This is a genomic window from Paenibacillus sanfengchensis, from assembly GCF_036864765.1.
Classification (GTDB): domain Bacteria; phylum Bacillota; class Bacilli; order Paenibacillales; family Paenibacillaceae; genus Fontibacillus; species Fontibacillus sanfengchensis.
In genome coordinates this window covers 1-24,715 of record NZ_JBAGJC010000003.1, presented here as the reverse complement: position 1 = coordinate 24,715, position 24,715 = coordinate 1, and the positions used below count along the sequence as shown (strand labels likewise).

The 24,715-nt window shown below is 55.3% G+C and carries 21 protein-coding genes; 11 read left to right on the top strand and 10 right to left on the bottom strand.

All coding sequences use genetic code 11. From position 1 onward, the window contains the following. Nucleotides 1-6: 6 nt before the first annotated feature. From V4U84_RS06395 to V4U84_RS06380, 4 genes are read right to left on the bottom strand one after another with little or no spacing between them, the layout of a single operon-like run. On the bottom strand, nucleotides 7-1,122 hold the full coding sequence (locus V4U84_RS06395; protein WP_334076950.1) for a YheC/YheD family endospore coat-associated protein: 1,116 nt from the start codon (nucleotides 1,120-1,122) through the stop codon (nucleotides 7-9). Continuing rightward, nucleotides 1,119-2,495 carry a YheC/YheD family endospore coat-associated protein gene (locus V4U84_RS06390; RefSeq protein WP_334076949.1) on the bottom strand — a complete coding sequence of 459 codons (1,377 nt, stop codon included), beginning with the start codon at nucleotides 2,493-2,495 and terminating at the stop codon, nucleotides 1,119-1,121. The genes V4U84_RS06395 and V4U84_RS06390 overlap by 4 nt, the downstream gene beginning before the upstream one ends. A 36-nt stretch (nucleotides 2,496-2,531) precedes the next feature. Next, complete coding sequence (locus V4U84_RS06385; RefSeq protein WP_334076948.1) at nucleotides 2,532-3,647, bottom strand: YheC/YheD family endospore coat-associated protein; 1,116 nt, start codon at nucleotides 3,645-3,647, stop codon at nucleotides 2,532-2,534. 15 nt (nucleotides 3,648-3,662) lie between these two features. Next, nucleotides 3,663-5,030, bottom strand: coding sequence for a YheC/YheD family endospore coat-associated protein (locus V4U84_RS06380; RefSeq protein WP_334076947.1), 1,368 nt, complete (start codon nucleotides 5,028-5,030; stop codon nucleotides 3,663-3,665). Nucleotides 5,031-5,169: 139 nt separating this feature from the next. Here V4U84_RS06380 and V4U84_RS06375 point away from each other — a divergent pair, with 139 nt between their 5' ends. The 3 genes from V4U84_RS06375 to V4U84_RS06365 all read left to right on the top strand — a co-directional run bounded on the left by V4U84_RS06375 (nucleotide 5,170) and on the right by V4U84_RS06365 (nucleotide 7,075). Beyond that, on the top strand, nucleotides 5,170-6,333 hold the full coding sequence (locus V4U84_RS06375) for a DUF445 family protein (RefSeq protein ID WP_334076946.1): 1,164 nt from the start codon (nucleotides 5,170-5,172) through the stop codon (nucleotides 6,331-6,333). A 28-nt stretch (nucleotides 6,334-6,361) separates the two neighbouring features. Next, entirely contained in the window at nucleotides 6,362-6,706 is a 345-nt protein-coding gene (locus tag V4U84_RS06370) for a YlbF/YmcA family competence regulator (protein ID WP_148450534.1), read from the top strand. Nucleotides 6,707-6,781: 75 nt separating this feature from the next. Further along, nucleotides 6,782-7,075 carry a hypothetical protein gene (locus tag V4U84_RS06365; RefSeq protein WP_334076945.1) on the top strand — a complete coding sequence of 98 codons (294 nt, stop codon included), beginning with the start codon at nucleotides 6,782-6,784 and terminating at the stop codon, nucleotides 7,073-7,075. 83 nt (nucleotides 7,076-7,158) lie between these two features. On the opposite strand, the gene ilvB is transcribed toward V4U84_RS06365, so the two are convergent. After that, the gene (gene ilvB, locus V4U84_RS06360) at nucleotides 7,159-8,880 is read right to left on the bottom strand and encodes a biosynthetic-type acetolactate synthase large subunit (RefSeq protein ID WP_334076944.1); all 1,722 of its coding nucleotides are present in this window, start codon (nucleotides 8,878-8,880) and stop codon (nucleotides 7,159-7,161) included. A gap of 164 nt (nucleotides 8,881-9,044) precedes the next feature. On the opposite strand from ilvB, the gene hemG reads away from it, so the two are divergent. The 4 genes from hemG (at nucleotide 9,045) to V4U84_RS06340 (ending at nucleotide 14,714) form a co-directional block, all read left to right on the top strand. Further along, the gene (gene hemG, locus V4U84_RS06355; RefSeq protein WP_334076943.1) at nucleotides 9,045-10,526 is read left to right on the top strand and encodes a protoporphyrinogen oxidase; all 1,482 of its coding nucleotides are present in this window, start codon (nucleotides 9,045-9,047) and stop codon (nucleotides 10,524-10,526) included. 5 nt (nucleotides 10,527-10,531) lie between these two features. After that, nucleotides 10,532-11,740 (top strand): TIGR04053 family radical SAM/SPASM domain-containing protein, encoded by a 1,209-nt coding sequence (locus V4U84_RS06350; protein WP_334073942.1) that lies wholly within the window; start codon nucleotides 10,532-10,534, stop codon nucleotides 11,738-11,740. A 1,017-nt stretch (nucleotides 11,741-12,757) separates the two neighbouring features. Then, nucleotides 12,758-13,135: a BlaI/MecI/CopY family transcriptional regulator gene (locus V4U84_RS06345; RefSeq protein WP_334073943.1), complete on the top strand. Its 378-nt coding sequence runs from the start codon at nucleotides 12,758-12,760 to the stop codon at nucleotides 13,133-13,135. Nucleotides 13,136-13,154: 19 nt separating this feature from the next. Further along, on the top strand, nucleotides 13,155-14,714 hold the full coding sequence (locus V4U84_RS06340; RefSeq protein WP_334073944.1) for a M56 family metallopeptidase: 1,560 nt from the start codon (nucleotides 13,155-13,157) through the stop codon (nucleotides 14,712-14,714). A gap of 70 nt (nucleotides 14,715-14,784) precedes the next feature. Here the strand turns inward: V4U84_RS06340 and V4U84_RS06335 are convergent, their stop codons facing one another. Both V4U84_RS06335 and V4U84_RS06330 read right to left on the bottom strand, forming a co-directional pair. After that, nucleotides 14,785-15,123: a hypothetical protein gene (locus V4U84_RS06335; protein WP_334073945.1), complete on the bottom strand. Its 339-nt coding sequence runs from the start codon at nucleotides 15,121-15,123 to the stop codon at nucleotides 14,785-14,787. A gap of 17 nt (nucleotides 15,124-15,140) precedes the next feature. Continuing rightward, nucleotides 15,141-15,380, bottom strand: a complete 240-nt coding sequence (locus V4U84_RS06330) for a DUF2249 domain-containing protein (RefSeq protein ID WP_334073946.1) — start codon at nucleotides 15,378-15,380, stop codon at nucleotides 15,141-15,143. A gap of 324 nt (nucleotides 15,381-15,704) precedes the next feature. On the opposite strand from V4U84_RS06330, the gene V4U84_RS06325 reads away from it, so the two are divergent. Next, complete coding sequence (locus V4U84_RS06325) at nucleotides 15,705-17,039, top strand: DRTGG domain-containing protein (protein WP_334073947.1); 1,335 nt, start codon at nucleotides 15,705-15,707, stop codon at nucleotides 17,037-17,039. Nucleotides 17,040-17,060: 21 nt separating this feature from the next. On the opposite strand, the gene V4U84_RS06320 is transcribed toward V4U84_RS06325, so the two are convergent. From V4U84_RS06320 to V4U84_RS06310, 3 genes are all read right to left on the bottom strand, one after another. Then, nucleotides 17,061-17,360, bottom strand: a complete 300-nt coding sequence (locus tag V4U84_RS06320) for a YtpI family protein (RefSeq protein WP_334073948.1) — start codon at nucleotides 17,358-17,360, stop codon at nucleotides 17,061-17,063. Between the two features lie 64 nt (nucleotides 17,361-17,424). After that, a complete protein-coding gene (locus V4U84_RS06315; protein ID WP_334073949.1) occupies nucleotides 17,425-17,931 on the bottom strand; it encodes a hypothetical protein in 507 nt (168 codons plus the stop codon). Further along, nucleotides 17,928-18,257 carry a YtrH family sporulation protein gene (locus V4U84_RS06310; protein ID WP_148450524.1) on the bottom strand — a complete coding sequence of 110 codons (330 nt, stop codon included), beginning with the start codon at nucleotides 18,255-18,257 and terminating at the stop codon, nucleotides 17,928-17,930. Before V4U84_RS06310 ends, V4U84_RS06315 begins: the two co-directional genes overlap by 4 nt. Nucleotides 18,258-18,433: 176 nt before the next feature. Here V4U84_RS06310 and V4U84_RS06305 point away from each other — a divergent pair, with 176 nt between their 5' ends. From V4U84_RS06305 to V4U84_RS06295, 3 genes are all read left to right on the top strand, one after another. Further along, complete coding sequence (locus V4U84_RS06305; RefSeq protein ID WP_334073950.1) at nucleotides 18,434-22,009, top strand: DNA polymerase III subunit alpha; 3,576 nt, start codon at nucleotides 18,434-18,436, stop codon at nucleotides 22,007-22,009. Between the two features lie 127 nt (nucleotides 22,010-22,136). After that, on the top strand, nucleotides 22,137-22,625 hold the full coding sequence (locus V4U84_RS06300; protein WP_334073951.1) for a phosphatidylglycerophosphatase A family protein: 489 nt from the start codon (nucleotides 22,137-22,139) through the stop codon (nucleotides 22,623-22,625). 921 nt (nucleotides 22,626-23,546) lie between these two features. Further along, on the top strand, nucleotides 23,547-24,599 hold the full coding sequence (locus V4U84_RS06295; RefSeq protein WP_334076942.1) for an IS4 family transposase: 1,053 nt from the start codon (nucleotides 23,547-23,549) through the stop codon (nucleotides 24,597-24,599). The last annotated feature ends 116 nt before the right edge of the window (nucleotides 24,600-24,715 follow it).

Here is a 24,715-nt window from a genome sequence, read left to right as displayed (position 1 = left end):
GCGCTCTTATTCCTTGCCCTGCCGGTATAAATAATGGCTGAACTGGAAAATACGCTCCAACGATTTTTTGCGGATATGGGGCTCGTCAAACTTCATCGGCTTGGCGTTGGCCTCGAAAAACCAGATTTTCCCTTCACTGTCGATCCCGAGATCCATCGACATTTCCCCGAGCGTATATCCGGCGCCTTTTTCGATTTGTTTGGCGATTAAGAGAGCGTTTGATTTCAGGCGGCTCATCAGGTAATTCGTCATTTCCTGGCCGAAAACCGAGAGGAGCATTTTTTCGGGGTCCTCTACGCTGCCGCCTTGCGGCACATGCGTCGTGATCCGCCGTAAGCCGGCCAGCCGGGCCCCAACTCCGGTAACGGTCCAGATGCCTTTCCCTGACTTTTGCACGAGCACCCGCAAATCGAAATGCCTGCCTCTGTAGGAGGCCAGTTCAACTCCCTCCTGAATGATATAACGGGTGTTCCCGGTTTCGGCTTTTATGCGTCTCCATAACAGCTGGGGCTTTCCGGTTTTATACACAACATTTTTGTGCCTTACCCCCTGAATCGTGAGCCGATAAGGCTTATTTTCCTCTGTGTCGTACTGGAGCAGCATGATGCCTTTCCCGGCCTTCCCGCTCTCCGGTTTCAAGTACAGGCTTCCGTACTCCTCCAGCATCGACAGAAGGCTGGCCGAAGAGCGCAGCCGCTTCGTGTTGGGGACGAGCGCCCGGGTGGCCCGGTTCTTTTTCAGCCAATCAAACAGCGTCCATTTATTGAAAAAGAACGGGTTGAACAGCTGGATGCTGCCATGCCGGAGGCAGTCTTCGACTTTCCGCCGGACGGAAGGTCTGCGCTCATCCTCCCGCCGCGGAATCCGGTTGTAGATGACTTGAGGCAGCGGAAGCCACTGCCTTTTCCACTGCTTTTCTTCCGTATGGTACAAATAACCCTGGACTTTTTTCGCGGTCAACTTCAGATCCCTGGTTGTCACGACATAGACCGGGAAATCCAGTTCTTTGCCGGTTTTGACGAGATCCCGAAAATTCGCCCGGTTGCCGCGGAATTGTGTCAGGTCGTCCTCAACCGTGAGTATGGCCACAACGGGCTTGACTTCGCCTGCTAGCTGACTCATCCGTTTTCCCTCCTCCGGAACTTGCTCAAATACAGACAATGCTCCAGAATGTGATCCACCGAAGCACGGCCCTCCGCCCGCAGTGACGGATGCTTAAAGATCGAGCGTCCCGGCTTGGCATTCGCTTCGAACATCCAGATCTTCTCGTCGCGGTCGATCCCGATGTCAAAGCCGATTTCACCGAGCAGGTGCTGGTGGTGGCTCTCGATCGCTTCCGCGAGCGTAATGGCTACGCTCTTGGCGTTTCTCAGCACCTCATCCGAGCGGGGACCGAAGGTGCGGGCCAGCGCCTGATCGGGGGTCAGCAGGGAGCCGCCGTTTTTGAGGTGGGTGGTTACGCTGCCTTTCCCGGCTTTTTTGGCTCCGATGCCGACAACCGCCCACTGGTTTCTCCCATTCTTATGCATGTGAAAGCGAAAGTCGATCGGGCAGCCGTCGATTTCGATCAGCCGAATGCCCTGCTGCGCGACATAACCGCGCAAGGAGCGGCCGTGCCTGGCCTGAAGGGTGCGCATCAAACTGGCGAAGGAGCCGAAGCGGAGCAGCGCGTTTCTCCCGTTATTCCGGTATCTGGCGTAATAACCGCTCTTCTGGATTTTGGACAGCCGATAAATACCGTTGCCTAGACTCCCGCTGTTCGGCTTGTAATAAACCAAGGAATGGCGGTCCAGCAGTTCCTTAACCTGTTCCGTGCTCGGGCTCATGATCGATTCGGGCACATAACGGCCGACCAGGGAATCTTTCTCAAGCATGCGGTAAATATCGGACTTGTTAAAAAAGCTCCAGTTAAAGAATGGAATTCTGCGCCGGATAAAACGCTCGCGAAGCTGGGTGATGGCGGTGGTGGTTTCGGCCCGCCTGCTCGGGAGACGATTGTAGACGACATCCGGCAGGGGAACCTTTTTCCTGATGAAATGGCCTGCTTCGTTAAGGAAATAGCCGTTGATCGTCTCGCTGTCCCACTGAATATCCCGCGGCGTGAAGGCGAAGATGTAGGACAATTTGCTTCCCTGTCTCAGCAGTTGCTTGATGAATCCGGTCCGGGAACCGAAAGGGTTGGTGGCGGAAGAAGCCGGACCGTCCGAAAGCACGCCGATCAGCGGCCCGATCTGGACTTCCCCCTCTTGCAAACTGCGTAAAAACACGCCGCCCGCTTTGGGAATTTTAATGCCTTTACGGATGCCGGAAGCGATATAAAGATGCTTCCCCGGTTTTTTGATCGGTTTGACGGCCGCGGGGATCCGCTCGCCGCCGAATCTGAGGTGAACCGACTTTTTTCCCGATAGCTTCAGGTTCTTCATCAAAGAGCCGGACACGTAGACGACCCTCTGGGGTTGCTGCGTAAAATGTACGTTGCAAAAAGTCAAACTCATGAATTTTTCCTCCTAACAAAGTCTTCCGTGCCTCATTCAAGGTTTGCTCATCAGCAAATAACGGGCGTACAGAATCGGATTCTCCACCGACTTTCTGGCACTCCTGCGGTCTCCAATCCGGAAGAAGGAGGAGCGGCCGGGCTTGGAGTTCACCTCCAGCACCCATACGCGGCCAAGCTTTCGATCGATGCCGAAGTCGATCCCGAGCTCCGCCAGGCGGCCGAAATGTGATTCAAGCGCCGCTGGAATCTTTAACGCCAGCTCACGGATCAAGGAGATCGCGGCTTTGGCCTCCGTCATTCCCAATTGCCGGATTAGCAGCGGAAGCGCCCGGTGGGCGGTTCCACCTCCGTGCAGGTTCGAGGTGAGCGCGTTTCTTACGCCGACCCGCCCCGCCATCCCGGTGATTTCCCAGGACCCGGTGTCGTTTTTCTGCACCAGAACCCGGATATCGAACGGCTCTCTTCTGGCGGTGTTTAGCTCCAGGTAGGGCTGGATCAGAAAAGACCGGCCCGCCGTGAAGCGGTGAACCCAATCGAGCCCCTCTTCCCGGGAGGAAAATTGCTTCTGGAGTATGCCGTTCCGCGGGTCTCTTCCGGTAATTTTAAGCCCGCCGTGCAGCTCCGAATTCTTCACATGGAGTGTTCGTTTGCCGTGGGTCCCGTGCTCGGGCTTTAAGAAAACTTCGCCGCCATGCTGCTGGAGCCAGCCGGCCAAATGCTCCGGGCCTTCATAGCGGGCGGTTTCCGGCAGATAGGGTTCGATCTCCGAAAATTTCCGGAGAGCCTGATATACCTGCCATTTCCCGGTTAACCCCCGCGTCAGATAAACGAAGGGATGCTGCTCCGATAGCCGGGCCAGCGCCTGTCTTTTGCGTTGCTGCTGCCTTCGGTCATGAGTGAAGCACCGGTCGTACAAAACGTCCGGAGGGGGGAAAAGCTTGTGGTGCCATCCTCCGTTCTCATAGCTGTAGCCGGGGATGGACTCGCCTCCCGTACGGAGGAACGACGGACAAAATACATATACGGCCATGCCCCGGCTGGAGCCGATTTGACACAGCTTGCGGCAGTATCCCGGTTCCGCGAAAGGAACGGGATTCCGGCCTTCGGCGACCAAAATGCCGATGACGCCTTTGGATCGTTTGCTGAACATCTATCTTTTTCCTCCTCAGAAGCCGGACAAATAGCGTGCGTATTCAACAACCTGCTTGACGGAGGGACGGATCTTGCCGCCTCCGAGCGGGGTGTTGTCGTTTTTGGAAGGCTTGGAATTCACTTCGATTAACCAGATCCGACCCGAGGTATCCAGGGCGAGATCGATGCCGAGCTCTCCGAAATGGGCGGGAATCTGATGATCGACGCCCTCAGCGATGTCCAAAGCGGCTTTGCGCAGCCGGATCGGGACCTTGCTTTTGATGCCGGCCGGCAGCGTGCTCCGGGCGACGGCTTCCTTGACTGTGCTGAGCGATCCTCCCCGGGCCAGATTGGATACGAAGTGCTGGCTTCCGGCGGTCCGGGCCACGATAGAGGTAACGCTCCATTTTCCCGTCTGGTTCTTCTGCACCAAGGCGCGAAAATCGATCGGCCTGCGATCCGCCTCGATCAAGGTCAGCCCCTGCTGAATTTGATAGCGCGTCGCTTTCATCTTGCCGGCGAGGGAGGAGAACAGCTTGGCGAGGCTGGGATACACCTGCCGCCGCGTTCCTCCCACCTGGGCGGTGAGCGTTTGATATGAGCCGCCGTCCAGCTTGGAAATCCGGATAATGCCTTTTCCGAGACTTCCCCTGATCGGCTTGAGAAAGACGACGGGATGTTTGGCGCACATGTTTTTCAGTGTAAGAAAGTTACGAAAGAGATGGGATTCCGGCAAGTACCTCGAGAGCGAGGCGTCACGCTGCAGCGCGTCGAAAACTTCGGTTTTGTCTAAAAACTTCTCATTGAAAAAATGACTGCTGTAGCGGGATTTTACTTCTTTCAAGAAATGCTGTACGCTAGGTTTGTTCTCAAGCTTTCGTGAAGTTAGCCGATTGTAGAACACATCCGCCGCAGGAACCTGGGCTTTTTTCCATCCGTCGCCGTACACCCAGGCCGATAGTCGGCTGGAACTGGAACCGATATGATTCGGTGTGAAAAAATAAACATACACCCCTTGACGCTGACAGGCGTTAACGAGCTCTTTACAGAACAGGGTGATCGGTCCGAACGGTCGTTCGACGGACTCCGGGTAGTCTTTGCTGATCAGTACGCCGACCAGCGGCCCCAGTTGCAGGGTTGTCGAGTGGGACCGGTAGGTCAGCCGCAGCGAGGACCGCGGCATCAGGCCCATCCTGTCGGCTAGCTCTTGACTGATGCGCATTCCGTCATATCTGGCCAGCGGGACGACCCGAACGGTCTGCCGGAAGGAACCGAAGACGATTTGCATCTGATGATGAACGGGGATCTTCCATTGTCTGACCAGCTGTTCCCCTAGAACAAGGTAATCGTTCTCCAGCAAATTCGGACTCATAATCTGGATTTTCAGTTTTTTGGAGGGCATGAAGCGGATCTCCTTCCAAGCTTAGGCTTGATATCTTGGATGTTGAATGGTCATCTGCATAAGCGCATGTAATGCATCATATGAGGACATAGAATCCTTGGTGATTAACCCAGGCAAGCGGTTGAAGGAGGTTTTTGCGGTGGACGATTGGCTTTATGTGGTCGTCAGCGTGGCAGTCGCCGCCTTTGTCGGCGGGGTCACGAACCATTTTGCGATTAAAATGTTGTTTCATCCCCGAAATCCGGTCTATATCGGAAAATATCACGTTCCGTTCACGCCCGGTCTGATCCCCAAGCGGAGGGACGACATTGCGGAGTCGCTGGGCAACGTGGTCGCGGAATATCTCGTCACGGCGGAAGGCTTGCAGGAATTGATGCTTCGGCCGGCGTTCCGACATCAGGCGGAGCAGTACTTGCTTACGGCGCTTCACCGTCTGGCGGCAAGTCCGGACACGTTGAAGGAAGCGGCGCTTAGCATTTGGGAGCCCGAGCAGTGGGAAGCGGTCAAGGCACGCCTGGCAGAAGCGGGAGGGACGCTGGCCGAGCAGGGAGGCCGGTATCTTTGGGAGCGCCTCGGCCTAAGCGAACGGAAACTGAGCGAGCTTGTTCCGGGTTGGACGGGGGAGAACCGGGAGCGGTGGAGCGCGGCCGCGGCGGACGCGGTGCTTCGCGCCGTTGAAGAGGAGCTTCTCTCGGCCGAAGGCCAGCGGATGCTGACCAAAATGGCGGCGAACATGGTCGACCGGGCGGGCGGCTTCCTCGGAACGATGGCGGCGATCTTTGTGGACGAGGATAAGCTGGTCCGCAAGCTGACGCCGACGCTGGTTCAGGCGCTTCAAGGAGAGGAGGCTGGGCGCAGAGTCGCCTTGGCGATCCAGAGCAGAATGGAGCTCCTTGGCGAGAAGACCGCCGCGGAACTGCTGGAAATGCTGTCCGGCCGGGATGCGGGGGAATGGCTGGCCGATCGGCTCCAAAACCTCCCTTTTGAGCAGTGGATCGCTTCCGCCGAGCAGGTACAAGTCGCTTCCCTGGTCGCCCCCTGGCTTTCCCGGGCCGAAGCGGCGCTGCCGTCCGTGACGGAGCGGCTGATTTCCTGGATCGTCAAAGGCATCCCCGCCGCGATGAGGGCGATTCAGTTGCCGAAGCTGGTTCAGGAGCAGGTACAGAAATTTCCGGTGGAACGGCTGGAAGAAGTCATCTTGAGCGTGTCAGGCAAGGAGTTCAGGGCCATTACCTGGCTCGGGGTGCTGCTTGGGGGCATCATCGGCTTGTTTCAGTCGCTTTTGATGCTGTGGATGAGGTAGAACAAAAAACAAATTGGAGGATGGAACTGTGAATATTTACGATAAGGCGAATGAATTGGCCAAAGCGCTTAAGGAGAGCCCGGAGGTGGCGGAGATTACCTCCGCCATGAAGCTGGTCGATGCCGATCCCGAGAGCAAGCGGATGCTGGACGATTTCCGCAACCGGCAAAATGAGCTGCAGCAGCAAATGATGACCGGTGAAATGCCCTCTCCCGAGGAGATGGAAAAGATGGAGAAGCTGTTCGAGGTGCTCAGCATGAACCTGAATATCCGCCGGCTGTTCGATGCCGAGCGGCGGCTCAGCGTGATTATCCAGGACGTGAATAAAATCATTACGGACAGTCTTCAGCATTTATACGGACCGCAGATGTAAATCTTGTCTCATATTTCTCCGGCGTCTTCATAGAATAGAAATATAGATTTGAAGACGAAGGAGCTGCGGTCTTAAATGAAGACGGTAAAAAAGAAAAGTAAAATCAAGCATGTCGTGTATTTGATCCTTGCGTTGGCGATGCTCGTTTACGCCCTGCCCATGATATCCTTTAAGCCTGGCGCGGGCTGGGTATCCATATTTGGATCGGTTTGGGCCGCCTTTGCGTTTCTCGTGATCGGTGCCCATCTGCATTTCATTCTCGGCGTAAACGAGGAGAAGCAGCGGGCGCTCGACGCGGTCCGCCGGGCGAAGCTGCGGGAATGGCAGAGCAAGTGGTCGGAGGAAGGCAAACATGGCCAGAGCATGTAGAGATGTAAAAAAACTGTCGGAAAAGCCGGGATGACGGCTTTTTCGACAGTTTTTTCGTTCCGGGCAGGGACACTCCCTTCTCTTCATTCGAGAATCATGCGGTCGTGGCTCTCCCCGGGAGGGACGATCGGATACACGTTCTGCTCTTCCACTACGCGGAATTCCATCAGGACAGGGCCGGGCAATTCCAGGCCCTGGCGGATGACCGCTTCGGCTTCGGACAAGGTGGAAGCGCGCAGACCGGTTACACCATAGGCCGCCGCAAACGCGACATAATCCGGTGAAGAAATTTGGACGGAAGAGTAGCGGCGCTGGTGGAACAACTGCTGCCATTGCCGCACCATGCCGAGATAACCGTTGTTCAAAATGGCGATTTTGACCGGCAGCCCGTAGTCCACCGCGGTCATTAGCTCCTGCAGATTCATCTGGAAGCTTCCGTCTCCAGTGACGCAGATGACGGGCTCACGGCGTCCGGCGGCTGCCGCGCCGATGGCGGCGCCGATCGCGGCAGGCAGCCCGAACCCCATCGTGCCGAGGCCTCCGGAGGTCAGGAACGACCGGGCCTGCTTGAACTTATAATGATGGGCCGTCCAGATTTGATGCTGACCGACATCAGTGGCCACGATCGCTTCGCCGTCCGTTAACTTATGGAGCAGCGAGATCACCTCCTGGGGATTCAATGTCCCCGGCTTGGCGGTGAAATGGGGCACGCTCCGGCGCCAGCCGGCCGCTTCCGCCGCCCAGGACCGGCCGCCGCGCGGAGCGGGGGATGTCAAGGCCGCAAGCCCGTCCATCAGTTCGGACAAGTTGCCGTGAACTCCCAGGTGAACGGGAATATTTTTGCCCAACTCGGCGTCATCGATGTCGACCTGAACCTTCCAGGAGTTCGGCGAAAAGGCTTGGATCTTTCCCGACAGCCGGTCGTTAAAACGCACCCCGAGCGCGAGCAGGAGGTCCGCCTGATGGACGGCCCGGTTCGCCGCATAAGTGCCGTGCATCCCCACCATGCCGAGATAGAGCGGATGGCCGGATGGAAAGGCGCCGATGCCCATCAGCGTGCTCACGACCGGGATATCGGCGTTTTCGGCAAGCTGGCGGAGCGCTTCGGAAGCTCCCGAAGAGACCACACCGCCGCCGGCAAGCAGGACGGGGCGCTCGGCGGCGGAGACGCGATTCGCGATCAGGTTGATCGTTTCCTGCGGAATGGACGGCACGGGGGCGTACCCGCGCAGAGAAACGTGACGTAAAGGGCCTTGCTCCGTTTTGGCGTTCATGATGTTCTTCGGCAGGTCCACCAGCACGGGACCGGGCCTGCCGGAAGTCGCGATGTGAAACGCCTCTTTGAGGATGCGGGGAAGCTGGTCCACCTCCATGACGACATAATTATGCTTGGTCACATCCATCGTCATGCCGAAGATATTCACTTCCTGGAAGCTGTCCCGTCCGATCAGATCGGTCGAGACCTGTCCGGTCAGCACGACGAGCGGGACGGAGTCCATGAAGGCATTGGCGATGCCGGTCACGGCGTTCGTCGCTCCCGGGCCGCTGGTGACCAGCGCCACGCCGGGGCGGCCGGTAATTCGCGCGTAACCGTCAGCCGCATGAACGGCGGCTTGTTCGTGACGGGTGAGAATGTGGCGGATATCCGGACAATCGTACAAAGCGTCATAAATCGGGATCACGGCCCCGCCGGGATAGCCGAAGAGGGTGTCGACCCCTTCCTCCCGCAAGCAGCGGATTAGCAGCTCGGCTCCGGTGACCGTTTTGGCGGATCGCTCAGTGCGATTTGCAGTATGATTTGTCATTTATTTCCCTCCCGTGTTTTTTTGACCCATTCTAGCGGAAAGGAAGATGGACCGGAGTGACTCCAGTCATAAAGCGGGCATATTTTTCGGGATATGATAACGAAATAGAACAGCGATACCAGAAGAGGAAGAGGAAGAGGAAGAGGAAGAGGAGGCTGGCCTTAGTGGTCAAATCGGTAGCGGTTATCGGCGGCGGTATTTCCGGATTAAGCGCGGCTTATTATGTTCGGAAGTATGCCCGGGAGAACGGAATGCGCGTAAATGTTACTCTGATAGAACATAGCGCGAGATTCGGAGGGAAAATCAGGTCGCTGCATAAAGATGGATGCATTGTCGAACAAGGGCCGGATTCCTTTCTCGCCCGCAAAGTGGCCGCACTGGAGCTGGCGAAGGACCTGGGCCTCCAAGATCTGCTGACAGGGACGAATCCGGCGGCCAAGCGGAACTTTATTCTGCACCGCGGCCGGTTTCATCCGATGCCGCCCGGATTGATGCTGGGCATTCCCACCCGGATATGGCCGATGGTGAAGACCGGTCTGCTGTCTCCTGCAGGCAAGGCCAGGGCCGCACTGGATCTGCTCCTGCCCGCCAGGCGGGACCGGGAGGACGAGTCGCTGGGAGGCTTCATCCGCCGGCGTTTGGGCAGGGAAGTCCTGGAGCATTTGACCGAGCCGCTGCTTGCGGGAATTTATGCGGGGGACACGGAGCAGCTGAGCCTTCGGGCGACTTTTCCCCAGTTTATGGAAATGGAGCGTAAGCATCGGAGCCTTATTCTTGGACTGCTGGCGGGAAAAAAACAACCCCCCAAGCCATTGAAGACGGCGGGAAGCACCCCGGCCCCGGAGGCCGGAAGCATGTTCTTAACGCTCAAGACCGGGCTGAACGGGCTGGTGGAGGCGCTTGTGGCTTCCCTGGAGAGCGAGAGGCTGATCCACGGGAACGGCGTCTCGTCGCTGGCTTTGGTCGGGAAGGGACACGGGCCCGGGTTTGGCGCCGCGCCGGGGAATCCGCCCGGAACACCATGCTACGAGTTAAGCCTGGAGAGCGGGGAGCGGTTGACGGCGGACGCCGTGATCATTGCGGCGCCCGCCTTTGAGGCAGCTCGACTGCTGGGTGAGTTTTCGGACGTGGCTTACCTGGAGCAAATTCATTACGTATCCGTAGCGAACGCCACCTTTGCGTTTCGCGCGGAAGATATACCAGCCGAACTGGGCGGGTCGGGTTTTCTCGTCCCGCGGGGGGAAGGCAGGAAAATGACGGCATGTACCTGGAGTTCGTCGAAATGGCTGCATACCGCCCCGCGGGAAGTCGTCCTGCTCCGTACCTTTTTGGGTCGGCTGGGGGATGAACAGTGGACCGATAAGCCGGACGAAGCGATAAAGGAAGAACTGGCCGGCGAGCTTCGCGCGTTGATGGGCATTACCGCAAAACCGTTGTTTTGCGAAATCATCCGGCTCCCGCAATCCATGCCCCAGTATCCGGTTGGCCATGTCGAACGCCTGGCGGCATTGCGCGCCAAGCTTGGGACCAATCTGCCGGGCGTGGAGCTTTGCGGCGCCGCATACGAAGGAGTAGGCGTGCCGGATTGTATTCGTCAGGGAAAGCAGTCCGCTGAAAAGGTGTTACATCAATTATTCGGGAGATGAAGCAAGTGGAGTTTACACCCAATATCGTTCAGGAAAGGGATTACCGCGTCAATCCGTTCATTGTGATCTGGGAGGTTACACGAGCCTGTGCCTTAAAGTGTTTGCACTGCCGGGCCGAGGCCCAATACCGTCCCGATCCCCGCCAGCTCACGTTCGAAGAAGGGAAGAAGCTGATCGACGATATCGCCGAAATGGACCGCCCGCTCTTTGTGTTCACCGGAGGCGATCCCTTGATGCGGCCCGATCTTTACGACTTGGCCAGATACGCGATTCATGAAAAAGGCTTGCCTGTCTCGATGACCCCGAGCGCGACGCCGCGGGTAACGTTCTCCGCCGTGGAACGGGCGAAGCAGGTAGGGTTATCCCGCTGGGCGTTTAGTCTCGACGGCTCGGATGCGGCCATCCATGATCATTTTCGCGGCACCCCGGGCTCCTACCAAATGACGATGAAAGGCATCGAATATTTGCGGGAGCTGGACATTCCGATCCAGATCAATACGACCGTTTCCCGCTACAATTTGGAAGACCTGCCCAAGATCGCGGAGAAAGTACGGGAATTCGGCGCCGTATTATGGAGCGTCTTTTTTCTCGTCCCTACGGGAAGAGGAATGGTCCGCGACATGATTACGCCGGAGGAGCACGAGCGCGTCATGGAATGGCTTGTTCGGCTGCAGCGGGAGATGCCATACGGTGTGAAAGCGACGGAGGCGCCTCACTTCCGCCGGGTCATTTTGCAGAAGAAGCATTCCGAAGCGGGCGTTGGTAGGGATGAAGCTTTGAACGGCACGGGTGGCGGCGTGGTGAATGCCTCATTAAGCGCCGCACGAAACGTGGACTCAAAAGACGGCGGTTTTGGCCAGGGATCTGGCGGGGCGTCGCCGTCGAAACGAAAGGATGTGTTGGGCCGTTCCCCGAAAGGAGTGAATGACGGGGATGGCTTTGTGTTTATCAGCCATGTCGGCGAGGTGTACCCGAGCGGCTTTTTGCCGATAAACTGCGGCAGTGTCAGGGAGCAATCCCTGGCGGACATCTACCGGAACTCTCCCGTATTCCGGCAGCTGCGGGATAAATCGCTGCTCAAAGGAAAATGCGGAGCCTGCGAATTCAAAACGGTTTGCGGCGGCTCCCGGGCGCGGGCCTATGCGGTAACCGGCGACTACCTGGAGAGCGATCCTTATTGCGCTTACGTGCCGCGGAACTATTCGGCGAGGTAGAGCCCGTCCGCCTAAGGATTAAGGAATAAGTGGTCCTCCCATAATGGGGGGACCATGCTTTTGTTCAAATTAACGCTTTTTTGAAACTTTTCGCCTTGGTGCGGCGAGTTGAATTCGGCAGGGGCCCCCATTTCCCTAGCCGCCCCTCGCACTAGCGGCCGTTTGGGCGCTATTTCGTCCCGATTCGGCTTCGGGGGAATGATAGCGGTCAAAAAAGGCCTTATTGCCCTGTTATGGGCCCCGAAATAGGGGGTTGGCCTGCTTTTTCAAATAATAAGGCCTCAAAAGTCCGCTATTCCCTACCCATGAGCTGAATTAGACAAAATAGCGCCGCATCAGGCCCTGGCGTTGCATCCAGCCTGACATCGTGCGACTATGGTGAGACTTGGGAAGTCTAACGGTTGTGGCAGTCGCTATTTAACGAAAAGTAACCCTTTCGAAATTCTAGCGGTCGTGAGCGCCGTTATTTCACCTGGATTCTCGCCCTAACAGCCTGTTTTTGCAAAATAAGCGCCGTGGCGACCGTTAGAATGGGAAGTCGGCGTTTTCAGGGCAAATAACGGCTGTGGCAACCGTTAGCGTTAATTTTCGTCTTTCTTGCAAGGCTGCTCATGCGACGGCGGTTAGGGAGATGGGGCGCGCCGGATCCAACTCGCCACACCGAGGCGACAAGTTTCAAAATAGGCAGCACCAAGTCAGGTTTGATGCAACTTCAGTGCGCATCAGGCCCTTATTTCTCCACGGCATTCAAATTGCTTCATGCAACGCCAGTGCTTTTGGGGCCTTATGTAGGCAGCCATGCCACAACAACCCAACCTCCGCATTAAACCTCCAAATCCCCATATTTCTGTAAACTTACTCCAACCAACCAACCAACTAACCAACTAACTCGCCCGTGAACCGCACATCACATTTAATGAAGAGGGCGGGCTATTTTTCAGGAAAAAACTGGTTGACATTATTGTAGACAGGTGTAGAATATACATTATAGACAGCTGTAGAAAAAGGAGGTTCGCGATGAATTTGATGAAGAAGCTCCCGGATGCCGAATTTGAGATCATGAAGGTGGTTTGGGCGAATGAACCGCCGATTACAACGGGGATGGTGATGGAGCAGCTAGGAAAGGAACGGGCATGGAAGGCGCAGACGATTATTACTTTGATGAAGAGGCTGGTGGAACGCGGTTTTTTACGGAGTGAGAAAAAGAGCAAAGAACGAGGGTATTTTTCGCTGATCAGTAAAGAGGAGTATTTGAAATTTGAAACCGGCGACTTTATCCAGCGATTTCACGGGAATTCCTTCTCCAGTCTGATCGCAGCGTTGCACGGCAGCCAGCGTTTTAAGGAAGACGATCTGGACGAGCTTGAGAAGTGGCTGAAGGAAAAGAGGGAGTGAGTTGGAGGAAACTTTATCTGTGTTTATTCGATGCTCGCTTTCCATGTCGCTGGTAACATTGGTGTATATGGCGATGGTCCCCTTCTTGGCCAAAAAATATGCCGCAAAATGGTTGTATATCATTTGGTGGGTGATCACGATCGGCTGGCTGGTCCCCGTACATCCTCATATTGTGTTGCCTTTTGCTCCGGTCCGTTACGCGCCGACTACCGATCCGCTCCCCGCTATGTCCGGGCAAGGGAAAGGGCTTGCCGGATTTCCGATCTCCACAGTTCATGAAGCCAATCAAGCGGCCTTCGCCCCTTATCCGGTTTGGCGGATCTTGGCGGTGGTTTGGTTGACCGGCGCCTTAATTGCGTTATTCTGCCAAGTGTATCGGCATATCCGGTTTATGAACCTGACTAGACGCTGGAGCGAGCCGGTGACGGATCCGGAGATTTTGGGAGCTTTTGAGAACATGGCCTCGGAGTTAAATATTAAAACCGGTGTCAGGATAAAATTTTGCCACAGCATTTCATCGCCGATGTTAACAGGTCTGATTCATCCGGTGATTTTGCTTCCCCGGGATATTTTGAAGGAAGAGGACTATCCGCACATTCTTAAGCATGAACTGATTCATTTTAAACGGTTCGATCTATGGCACAAGGTGATTATTTTGGGGGTGAAGGCGGTCCACTGGTTCAATCCCTTGGTTTATTTTATGGACCGGGCGGTTTCCTTGCAATGCGAGCTCTCGTGCGATGAACGGGTTCTCCGAGGTATGAGTTTTCAGCAGCGAAAAAACTACGGTGAAACCTTGATTAAAGTCGTTCGAAACGGGTCAAAAGCCCGGACCGCTGTATTCACCAATCTGTATGGGGGGAAACGTAACTTGCGTAGTCGCATCAATTTTATTATGGATATACGGCCCAAAAAGAACGGCATTGTCATCCTCGCCTCTTTATTGACGGGATTGCTGCTGATGACAGCCGTTTGGAACTCTCCGGAAGCTGGAGCCGCCAATCGGCAGGCTTCTCCCGCCAGGGCCGAAACACTTGAACTCGCCGCGGAGAATTGCAATGTTCTAGTGCAGATCAGTCGGGGCGAACAGCTCTCCGTTGACTACAATGCCAAAGTAATGAACGTGGTACAAAACGCCAAGAACTCGGCGACGCAAATCTCAATCCGACCGAAGCAAGGTGTTTCGACGGAGGATATTGATATGGTGACTTTGAACATACCCAGCCAAAAATTCCGGACGATTACGGTCAATGGCAACAAAGCCGGCATCTCTTTGCCGGCCGTGAACGCGGATCTGAATCTTACGAGCAATGAGGGGAGTATGTCGGCCATCCTGCCGAAAGGATTTAACAAAACAATCAAATTTGAGTTGAAAAACGGTGCCGGAAGTCTCCACATCGATCAAGGCGCAAGCAATTACAAGCTCTCTATGGGGATCAAAGAAAGCGCGTTAACCATCCCGGATTCATTGCCCGGATATAAGCATGGGGCTTCAAGTTACACGTACACGAGCGGTAATGGAAAGGCGCAAGTCGATGTGACAATAAGCGGTTCCGCATTCTCGGTCGCTGATAACTAAAAATCGGCCGGACCCTCGCTCACCTTGAAGGTGCGTTGAAGGGTCCGGCCGATTTGGAATTCGGGCTTGCTTACGCCTCGGCAGCCAAAGCGCTGGACAGGCGTGCCATTCCGCTGAGCCCCTTCATACCTCCATAGAGGGTATAGAAGAATGAATCGGGGGCATCCAGCGAGAAGGAGAGATACTGCTTCGGATCGATGCCGAGCATTTTTTCGAATAAAGCCGCCGTGTCGTAGGCGTAGAAACAGAAGTAGGTGTATTCAAACTCCGGCATTTTCTCGGCAATCATCAAGATTTCAGCGGCATAACGCTCCGGATCGTTTTCGGCCTCGGCAATCATGGCGAGTGCGTCTTCAAGGCCTACCTTGATTTTTAGGGTCTTCTCATCGAGGACCTCAATCGTGGCCAATGGGATCTCCTCCTCGGTTATTCCGTTTTCCCGATTTTTACACGAAAAGTGTCCGGGCCTTGCTCCAGATAGTCCCAGGTAAAGCGTCCGGGATGCATCGCTTCGAATTGAAAGCGCAGCGGCACGGGATCGTGATCATTGATAAGCAGCATCGCTTCTCCAGGCTCCAGGCTGTTGAAGGCGGCAAAAATCGTTTTATGCTTTAATTGCGGCGGGTACTCCGTAGCGTTGACGGTGGTTTTAAAGGTTTGGCTCATAAGTTTGGTCCTCCTGTTTATTTAAATATTGAAGCATTTGCGATCATTATATCAACCGGTCATCATGGCATTGTGATACAAATCACATATTGGCGCAACGCAAAATGTTTCTGCATAAGGCTTCGGTATTCCGTCAAAGTCCGAGTGATTCGCCTCACGTTCATTCCGGAACAGGGCAAAATTTCAGGAAATGGCGAAATGAAGCGATCGAGTGTTTAGCGGATCTTCCGGCGAAATTTGCTCACGGAATGTCCGCTTTTTTTTGCGTTGATATGGTGTATAATAGATACAGAATAGTACAGATTGAGATTGGGGGTGTAACAGTTGCAGGGGCATGAAGAAAGTGTAACGAAGCACGAGCAGCTGCTACAGCATATCGAGAGTCTCAAAATCGGAACCAAAATATCGGTGCGCAAGCTGGCGAAAGGAATGGGAGTCAGCGAAGGAACCGCCTACCGTGCGGTAAAGGAAGCGGAAAATCTCGGAATCGTTATTACGAAGGAGCGGATCGGGACCGTTCGCGTGGAGAAGAAGCCGCGGAATATTACCGATCAACTGACGTTCGGGGACGTCGTCGATATCGTCGAGGGACATGTGCTTGGCGGAGCCGACGGTCTGGATAAAAACCTGCATAAATACGTGATCGGCGCGATGAAGATCGATGCCATGGCCCGCTATATCGATGCGGGAAGCCTTTTGATCGTGGGGAACCGGGAGGATGCCCATTCGCTCGCTTTGGAGCAAGGGGCGGGCGTGCTGATTACCGGCGGCTTCGGAACGAGCCGGGAAGTCAAAAGTCTGGCCGACCGCTTATCGCTGCCGATCATTTCCTCGCGGCACGATACGTTTACGGTAGCCTCGATGATCAACCGGGCGATCTTCGACCGCTTGATCAAGAAGAAGATTATGCTTGTGGAAGATATCGTCGTGCGCAAGCCGAGAGTCAACATGTTGAAGGTGACCAGCAACATCTCCGATTTCGATCAGCTGTCGATCGAGACCGGGGCGCAGCATTTTCCGGTGGTGGACGAATGGAACCGGGTGATCGGCATCGTCAGCCGCAAGGATGTGGAAGATCTCAGCGGGGATCAGAGCATTGAAAAGTGTCTGACACGGCATCCGATTACGGTCGGGCTGCAAACGTCGCTCGCTTCGGCGGCCCAGATCATGGTGTGGGAAGGGATCGACTTTCTGCCCGTCGTCGACCGCAACCGGAAGCTGATTTCTTCGGTGACGCGGCGGGAAGTGCTGCAGGCGATGCGGGACGCCCGGAATCAGCCGCAGCTCGGTGAAACGTTTGAGCATCTCATGTGGAACGGATTCGCGGAGGAGCGGGACGAGAACGGCCGGTTGTTTTTTCACGGCATGATTACGCCGCAAATGGCTACCGACCTCGGGACGATTTCCCATGGGGTGCTGACTTCGCTGATGACCCAGGCCGGCTTGAACGCGGCGAAGGATGCGAGCGGGGCGGACTACGTGGTGGACAACCTGACGACTTACTTCGTGCGTCCGGTGCAGATCGAGAATCCGGTCGTGATTACCCCGGTCGTCCTGGAGATGAGCCGACGGGCGTGCAAGCTGGAAATCGTCATGACCTACCAGGATTTCCTGGTGTCCAAGGCCGTCATGACGCTGCAGTCCATCGACCACGCCTAATGCGGCGATCAGGCGGCCGGTTTATTCCGGGTTCTGGCGGGAGAAGAAGCCATGGTTGCGGATGCCGGCGAATATATTGAAAGCCCCGAGCACCATGAACAGAGCGCCGACGACGACGCGGACCGTCGAGCCGCTAAAAATTAGCATTTGGATCAGGGCCAGCACGATCAGCATGGTGCCCATACTGATATTCGATTTGGCCTGGGCGATCCCCCGGGTGCGCGCATCCAGCGAACGCCGGGATTTGATGCTGAAGAAGATGGAGCAGACGCTGGAAACAATCAGGCCGGCGTACAGGATATAAGTTAAAACTTCAATCATGGGAAAAGGTCACGGCTCCTTTTGGAATAATAGATTGTGATATTTCTCATTGTAGCATGATTCCTCAGCTTCGCACATAGGGCCGGATATCGACCCAGATCTGAAGCACGCCCTCGCTTACCAGCATCGTTTTCACCTGAATTGCGTACTCTTTGTCCCGCACCGCGTAAATTTTCCGGTTCAGCAGCGTCCGGGCCATTTTGCCGTCGGAGTCGATTTCGAAGATGCTGCGGCCGCGCAGCACCTCCAGTTCCTCGTGCAATTGCTGTACGACCTCTTTGACGGCCAGCGCGTCCAGGGGAGGGTCCCGCTCTTCGACCCGGACCTGGATTTCCTTGATGACGGTGGAGCGTTTGTGATACTTTTTCAGTGTCTTGTTGTCTTCCTCGGCCTGATAGAGTTGAATCTGCAAATCTTTATTTTCGAGCCAGAGTTTGTTGAAGCTGGCCTGATAGACGACGTTGAACCCTATGCTGCCGGCGACCATGCCGAGAATAAAAACGGCGGCAATTTGCATGAACCGCTTAAATCCCCTTAGGGCCTCCCGCGTTGTGACCCTCCGTTCGTTCATCCCCGGCTGCCTCCGCACATCCACCTCACGAGCTCCGAACCCATATGCGCTCCAAGAAATGCGAATAGTAAATATAAAATTTGCTTGATCGCCGGGGACAAATTTCCGTCGAAGAAATTGCTTTCGATGACCCGCATCGGGTCAATCGTACCGCCGACCGCGGCGGCGAGCGCCCATATCTTAATCCTTCCCGCGATATCCAGCATCGTCTGCGTCGGCGGCTGCATGGACACGATGGCACCCAGCCCGCCTACCATGGCTCCCCCTACAACGATGCCGAACGCTACGAAAAAATCCATGACCGCCTTGGTCAGAAACGTACTCATCCGCTGGCCTCCCTTTTTTGCGTTCCGTCCGTTTTCGCTTGTCCATTCCGGTTCTATACCATTCTATGGGCGCAAGCAGGCAATCTATGATAAAATATTTAAAAAGGGAACAAACGTTTTGATTTAAGTCCTAACCCAACTAAATTTTCGGTTCAACTTGGAAAGGAAGGAAACGCATGGACAGCTTCGTTCATCTCCACGTACATAGTGAATACAGCCTTCTCGACGGTGCGGCCCGGCTGGAAGAGCTGGTTGCCCAAGCGGCCGCTTTCGGCATGAAAGCGTTGGCGCTGACCGATCACGGCGTGATGTACGGCGCGGTTCCTTTTTATAAATTGTGCCGCTCGCACGGCATCAAGCCGATCATCGGCTGCGAGATGTATTTTACGGCGGGATCCCGGAAGGAGCGGGGGAGCCGGAAGGACCAGCCGATCCACCATCTGATTTTGCTGGCCAAGAATGAGACCGGGTACCGGAATTTAATGAAGCTTTGCTCGATCGGCCATCTGGAAGGCTTTCATTACAAACCGCGGATCGATTGGGAGGTGCTGGAGCGCCATAAGGAGGGGCTGATCTGCCTAAGCGCCTGCCTTGGCGGCGAGGTGCCGCACCATCTGCTGCACGGCCGGCTGGAGGAGGCAAAACGGGCCGCGCTTCGTTACCAGGCCGCGTTCGGGGAGGACTTCTACCTCGAGCTCCAGGATCACGGGATGCCCGAGCAGAAGAAGGTCAACCCGCTGCTCGTCGACCTGGCGCGCGAAACCGGGATCAGCCTGGTGGCCACCAATGATGTCCATTATCTCGGGGAAGGCGATGCCGAGGTCCAGGACGTGCTGATCTGCATCGGAACGGGCAAGACGGTGGACGATGAGGAGCGGTTCAAGATCGGGACCAGCCAGCTATATATGAAGAGCGGTCCGCAAATGGCCGCCTTGTTCCCCCATATTTCCGAAGCGCTGGACAATACGGCGAAGATCGCGGACAAATGCGAGCTGGAGCTTACGTTCGGGCGCCATATTTTGCCCGAATATCGGCCTGTTCCGGAAGGGTTGACGTCGGCGTCTTACCTGGCCTCGTTATGCGAGCGGGGACTTGAAGAGCGGTATGGACACCAGGAACTGTGGCGGGATGAAGCGGAGCGGGCTAAGCTGAAGGAGCGGCTACATTATGAGCTCGGGGTCATTGGCAGCATGGGCTTCTCCGATTATTTTCTCATCGTTTGGGATTTTATCGCTTATGCGCACCGCCACGGCATCGCCACGGGCCCCGGACGGGGCTCGTCGGCCGGAAGCCTGGTTGCCTATGTGCTGCATATTACCAACGTCGATCCGATCAAATACCAGCTCCTGTTTGAACGCTTTCTGAATCCCGAGCGCGTGACGATGCCGGATATCGATATCGATTTCAGCGATGAGCGGCGCGACGAAGTGATCGCCTATGTGGCGGACAAATACGGCGCCGAGCATGTCGCGCAGATCATCACGTTCGGAACCATGGCCGCCCGGGCTGCCGTCCGCGATGTGGGCCGGGCGCTGAACGTGCCGTTCGGGGAGGTCGATAAGGTCGCCAAATTGATTCCCGGGAACTTGGGGATGACGATTGAACGGGCCATGAAGGAGAGCCCGGATCTGAAGCAGCTGTACGACGCGCAGCCCCGGATCCGCAAATTGCTGGATACGGCCCGGAAAGTGGAGGGCATGCCCCGGCACGCCTCCACCCATGCCGCCGGCGTGGTCATTTCGCGCGACCCGCTGACGGATGCGGTACCGCTGCAGGCCGGCAGCGAAGGAACCGCTTTGACCCAGTATTCCATGGAGAATCTGGAGTCTGTCGGACTGCTGAAGATGGACTTCCTTGGCCTGCGCACGCTTTCCATCATCGAGCGCTCCATGCGCTGGATCGGAGAGCAAACGGGAAATGCGCCGGATTTCCGGCTGGTTCCCGACGACGACCGGCTCACTTATGAAATGCTCGGAAACGGGGAAACGACCGGCGTGTTCCAGCTGGAATCGGCGGGGATGCGGCGGGTGCTCCGTGAGCTGAAACCCACGGACTTCGAAGATATCATCTCGGTTTTGGCCTTGTACCGGCCGGGTCCGATGGAATTTATCCCGAAGTTTATTTCGGGCAAGCACGGGCAGACGGCGGTGGATTACCCGCACGGGGATCTGGAGCCGATCCTCAAGGATACGTACGGCATCATCGTGTATCAGGAGCAGATTATGCAGATCGCTTCCCGGATGGCCGGTTTTTCGCTCGGAGAAGCGGATTTGCTGCGTCGGGCTGTATCGAAGAAAAAGCGCGAGGTGCTGGACGAGCAGCGGGGCCACTTCGTCGCCGGAAGCAAGGCGCAGGGATATCGCGAGGAGGAAGCGAACGCGGTATACGATATGATCGTCCGCTTTGCGGATTACGGCTTCCCCCGCGCCCATGCCGCCGCTTACGGCGTGCTGGCCTTTCAAACGGCCTATTTGAAGGCCCATTATCCCGTGCATTTTATGGCCGCCATGCTGACGGCCGTCATGGGAAGCCACCGCAAGGTGGCGGAATATATTGTCGAATGCCGGCGGATGGGCATTACCGTGCTGCCGCCCGATGTGAACGAGAGCGGGATTCTTTTCACGCCCCAAGCAGGGGCGCAACGTGAGGGAGCGGACCGTGAGAAGCAAAGCGGAGACGAGAACTCCGCGCCTTCTCTCGGCATTATCCGCTTTGGGCTGGCCGCCATCAAGAACGTCGGTACGCAGGCGATGGAGAGCATATTGCAGGAGCGTAAAGAGCGCCCGTTCGACAGTTTGCTCGATTTTTGCCGGCGGGTCGATCTCCGGGTCTGCAACAAGCGGGTGATCGAGTCCTTGATCCAGGGCGGCGCATTTGACGCGCTACCGGGCCACCGGGCCCAACTGCTCGCCATGCTGGACGAGACGGTGGAGGCGGCGCTGAAATGGCGCAAGGAGCGGGAGGATCTGCAGATCCAGCTGTTCGACTTCGAATTGACACCGAATTGGGATATCGAGTATCCGGAGATTCCGCGGTTTACGGCGACCCAGCAGTTGGAGCTGGAGCGCGAACTGCTCGGTCTTTACCTGTCCGGGCATCCGCTGGACGATTACGAGGACGTGCTGGAGCAGGAGGCCGCGGAACGCCTGATGGAGCTGGCCGATGCGGCCGACGGCAGCAAAATTGTCGCCGCCGGGATGGTCGTTTCGGTGAAGTCGATCACCACGAAACAGGGGAAGGCGATGGCCTTTATGGAGCTGGAGGATCAGATCGAACGCTGCGAGGTCGTGCTGTTCCCCGAGGTGTGGCGGCGGTGCTCCGGGCACGTCGCCAAAGGGGCTCTGCTGGCGCTTCGCGCCACCGTCCAGCAGCAGGACGAAGGCTTCAAGCTGCTGGCCGACGAGGTGGCGCCGCTCAGCGCGCAGAGCCTCGCGCAGCTAAAGCGCGGCCTCGCCCGGGGCGGCCGCGCCCCCGCCGCGCCTGCGGGGGCGCAGGCCGCGGCGCAGGAGCGGAAGACGCCGGCGCAGCAGCGCGTCTTCATCAAGATCACGGCGGCGGCGGAGAACGCCGGCCTGCTGGAGCAGCTGAAGGCGCTGCTCGTGGAGCATGCCGGTCCCGTGGGGACCGTGCTGTTCTACGAGAGCACCGGCAAGCTGCTCGCCTTGAACGAACGGTACGGCGTCAAGCCGTCCCCGGAACTGCTCCGGCAGATGGAGCGGCTGCTGGGCCCGGATACCGTGAAAGTCAAATAAGCTGTAAAGCTGGGGGCGTATGATCGGGTACCCTCAGCTTCTTTTTTTCATGAACATTTCAAGTTTGCCCCGCATACACATAGGAACACGAGAGGGAAGTGTCCATTAGATTCGGGAGGGATCGGATTTGTCCTATGAGGTAGCGGAGGCGTGGCTTAAGCGCCGGGGAGTGGCGCTGGAGGAAATCGCCGGGATCGTGTACGCTCTTCAGGCTCCGTATCATGCGGACCTGAAAGCGGAGGAATGCTTGGACAGCGTGAGGGCGGTGCTGAACAAGCGCGAGGTGCAGTATACGTTGTTCACCGGGATTGCCCTCGATGAACTGGCGGAGCGCAAGCTGTTGCCGGAGCCGCTGCAGGCGATTCTCGAAGCGGATGAGCCGCTGTACGGGGTGGACGAGACGATGGCCCTCGGCATCACGAGCGTCTTCGGCATGATCGGGTTGACGAGCTTCGGGTATTTGGACAAGATGAAGCCGGAAATTATCGGCGGGCTCAACAATGATGAGGGCCGCATCCACGTGTTTCTGGATGATTTGGTCGCGGGTCTCGCCGCGGCCGCATCCGCCCGGATCGCCCACAAAAGCAGCGGAGCCGCGGTCTATCCGGCGGAATAAGCTGTTCGCGCCATCTTCCTGGCTTGGCGGCCTTGTTGTTGCCCCGCCATGATCGGGAAAACCTCCCGTAATTAGCACTGGTGCTGCATTAACCCGCACACGACCTGCGACAGACCCTGTTGCATTGTTGCTGCTATCGAGAATGAATTCCTGCGAAAGAAAGTCAGGCTTTCGTGGCTGGTACTAACGCCGGGGGAAGTCTAACGGCTGTAGCAGCCGCTATTTTGCGAAAAGTAGCCCATTCGAAATTCTAACGGTCTTGAGCGCCGTTATTTTCCAGGATTACTGCCCTAACAGCCCCGTTTATGCGAAATAAGCGCTGTAGCGACCATTAGAATTGGAAATCGGTGTTTTCAGGGCAATTAACGGCTGTGGCAGCCGTTAGCGTAATTTTCGTTTTTCCAGATTTGATGCAACGGTTGTTGTTATTCCCACTAGTGCCGCTTGAAGCTATTGGATCGCAAACAAGTTTAATTCATTTGCATAACTAGGCCTACGTATGATTTTTTTGAATACCTGACTGAAGCCGGTAGGTAGATAAGGGCTCGATGCGGCGCTATTTTGTCGAATTTGGCTGGGCGGTGTGATATAGCGGATTTTTAGGCACTAGCATTGCATTAAACCTGACACAAGAAATTAACGGAACAGTATTTACTAAATATGTTAATTTATATGTTATTTTCATGGAATAAAATAAAAAAAGCTCCTATTGTTGAGTTAGATGCGTTACCCATAACTCATCTCAACAAAAGGAGCCAACCATGGGTAACATACACAATTTATCTGTGATTCGTCAATGCTTTTCTTATATTTCTGAAGAAAATTTTAGCTTTCCAATTTCCGATCATCGTGTTCGCAAGCTTACTACCTTAAAAAGTATCAAGTTAATTTTAGCCTCCCAACTCGCTAAGTGGGATTCTTATGAACACATTTCTCAAGCCACTTCGAACAAGCACAACGCTGCAGGAAAGTCTGGAACTATCCAGCATCAGTAGTTCTCAAATCTCCAGGCGTCTAAAGATGATTCCTACCGAGATACTCGAAGGTCTATTCCTTGAACTCATCGGCAAGGTCAAGCAGAAAGCTCCATCGGAAATCAAGGGCACACAGATTCGGATTATCGACTCGACTTGTCTAAGACTTCCGGCGACACTGGCCAACTGGGCGTACGTAACCCGTGACCACACTCAAATCAAAATTCATGTTCGAGTCTTGGTTTTGACTAAAAATGAAGAGAAAGAGGTCATTCCTGAGAAGGCCATCCCTACTACGGGGAATGTGAGTGACTACGAAACCATGAACTTTCTGGTCGAAGATGACGGCACAATATACGTGATGGATCGCGGTTATGTGAAGTATAAACAGTTCGATACTTGGCTAGAGCAAAAAGTTCAATTCGTAACTCGAATCAACGAAAAACATAGGGTTTGGCAGGTGGAGCAAGAGCTGCCGGTTCATCCGGATTCAAACATCATCCGAGATGCTATCGTTCAATTAGGGAGTGCCTTTCGCAAGACAGAGAATTCTTTACGCCTTGTAGAGTTTTTGGATGAAAAGGGGCGCAAGTATCGTCTGGCTACTTCGTGCTTTGACCTAAGTGCTGAGGAAATCGCGGACATCTATCGGCAGCGTTGGCTGATCGAGCTATTTTTCAAGTGGATGAAGCAGCATTTGCGATTAGTGAAGCTGTATAGCTATGATCCTCAAGGGATAGGGAACCAGATCTTTATCGCTTTGATCGCTTATGCTATGGCCATGCTCATTCATGTGATCAGTGGAACCCGAATGAGTTTGTGGGAAGTGCTTCAATCACTTCGTCTTTTATGGGAGAAACCTAATTTGCTACTTGAATCCGAGCTTCATCGAAGGAGTAAAAGCCAGAACAACAAAGGGCGTCAAAGGAGTACAAAAATGTACAAGGAACCGCCTATTATGAACACATCGGTTGGAATGATCAAGCCAAGAAGAAAATGAAGCTGAGTGAAGAGGCAAAATAGAACAAAAAGTTAATATCCATAAAATGGAATAACGCATCTATTTTCTGACCCCCTTCATTTTTTGGCCAATTACTTAAAAATCGATATGGAAAA

Excerpts from the sequence above, each read along its gene's own strand:
- V4U84_RS06395 (WP_334076950.1), bottom strand. The coding sequence starts at position 1,122 with ATGAGTCAGCTAGCAGGCGAAGTCAAGCCCGTTGTGGCCATACTCACG.
- V4U84_RS06390 (WP_334076949.1), bottom strand. The coding sequence starts at position 2,495 with ATGAGTTTGACTTTTTGCAACGTACATTTTACGCAGCAACCCCAGAGG.
- V4U84_RS06385 (WP_334076948.1), bottom strand. The coding sequence starts at position 3,647 with ATGTTCAGCAAACGATCCAAAGGCGTCATCGGCATTTTGGTCGCCGAA.
- V4U84_RS06380 (WP_334076947.1), bottom strand. The coding sequence starts at position 5,030 with ATGCCCTCCAAAAAACTGAAAATCCAGATTATGAGTCCGAATTTGCTG.
- V4U84_RS06365 (WP_334076945.1), top strand. The coding sequence starts at position 6,782 with ATGAAGACGGTAAAAAAGAAAAGTAAAATCAAGCATGTCGTGTATTTG.
- ilvB (WP_334076944.1), bottom strand. The coding sequence starts at position 8,880 with ATGACAAATCATACTGCAAATCGCACTGAGCGATCCGCCAAAACGGTC.
- V4U84_RS06345 (WP_334073943.1), top strand. The coding sequence starts at position 12,758 with ATGAATTTGATGAAGAAGCTCCCGGATGCCGAATTTGAGATCATGAAG.
- V4U84_RS06330 (WP_334073946.1), bottom strand. The coding sequence starts at position 15,380 with ATGAGCCAAACCTTTAAAACCACCGTCAACGCTACGGAGTACCCGCCG.
- V4U84_RS06320 (WP_334073948.1), bottom strand. The coding sequence starts at position 17,360 with ATGATTGAAGTTTTAACTTATATCCTGTACGCCGGCCTGATTGTTTCC.
- V4U84_RS06315 (WP_334073949.1), bottom strand. The coding sequence starts at position 17,931 with ATGAACGAACGGAGGGTCACAACGCGGGAGGCCCTAAGGGGATTTAAG.
- V4U84_RS06310 (WP_148450524.1), bottom strand. The coding sequence starts at position 18,257 with ATGAGTACGTTTCTGACCAAGGCGGTCATGGATTTTTTCGTAGCGTTC.
- V4U84_RS06305 (WP_334073950.1), top strand. The coding sequence starts at position 18,434 with ATGGACAGCTTCGTTCATCTCCACGTACATAGTGAATACAGCCTTCTC.
- V4U84_RS06295 (WP_334076942.1), top strand. The coding sequence starts at position 23,547 with ATGAACACATTTCTCAAGCCACTTCGAACAAGCACAACGCTGCAGGAA.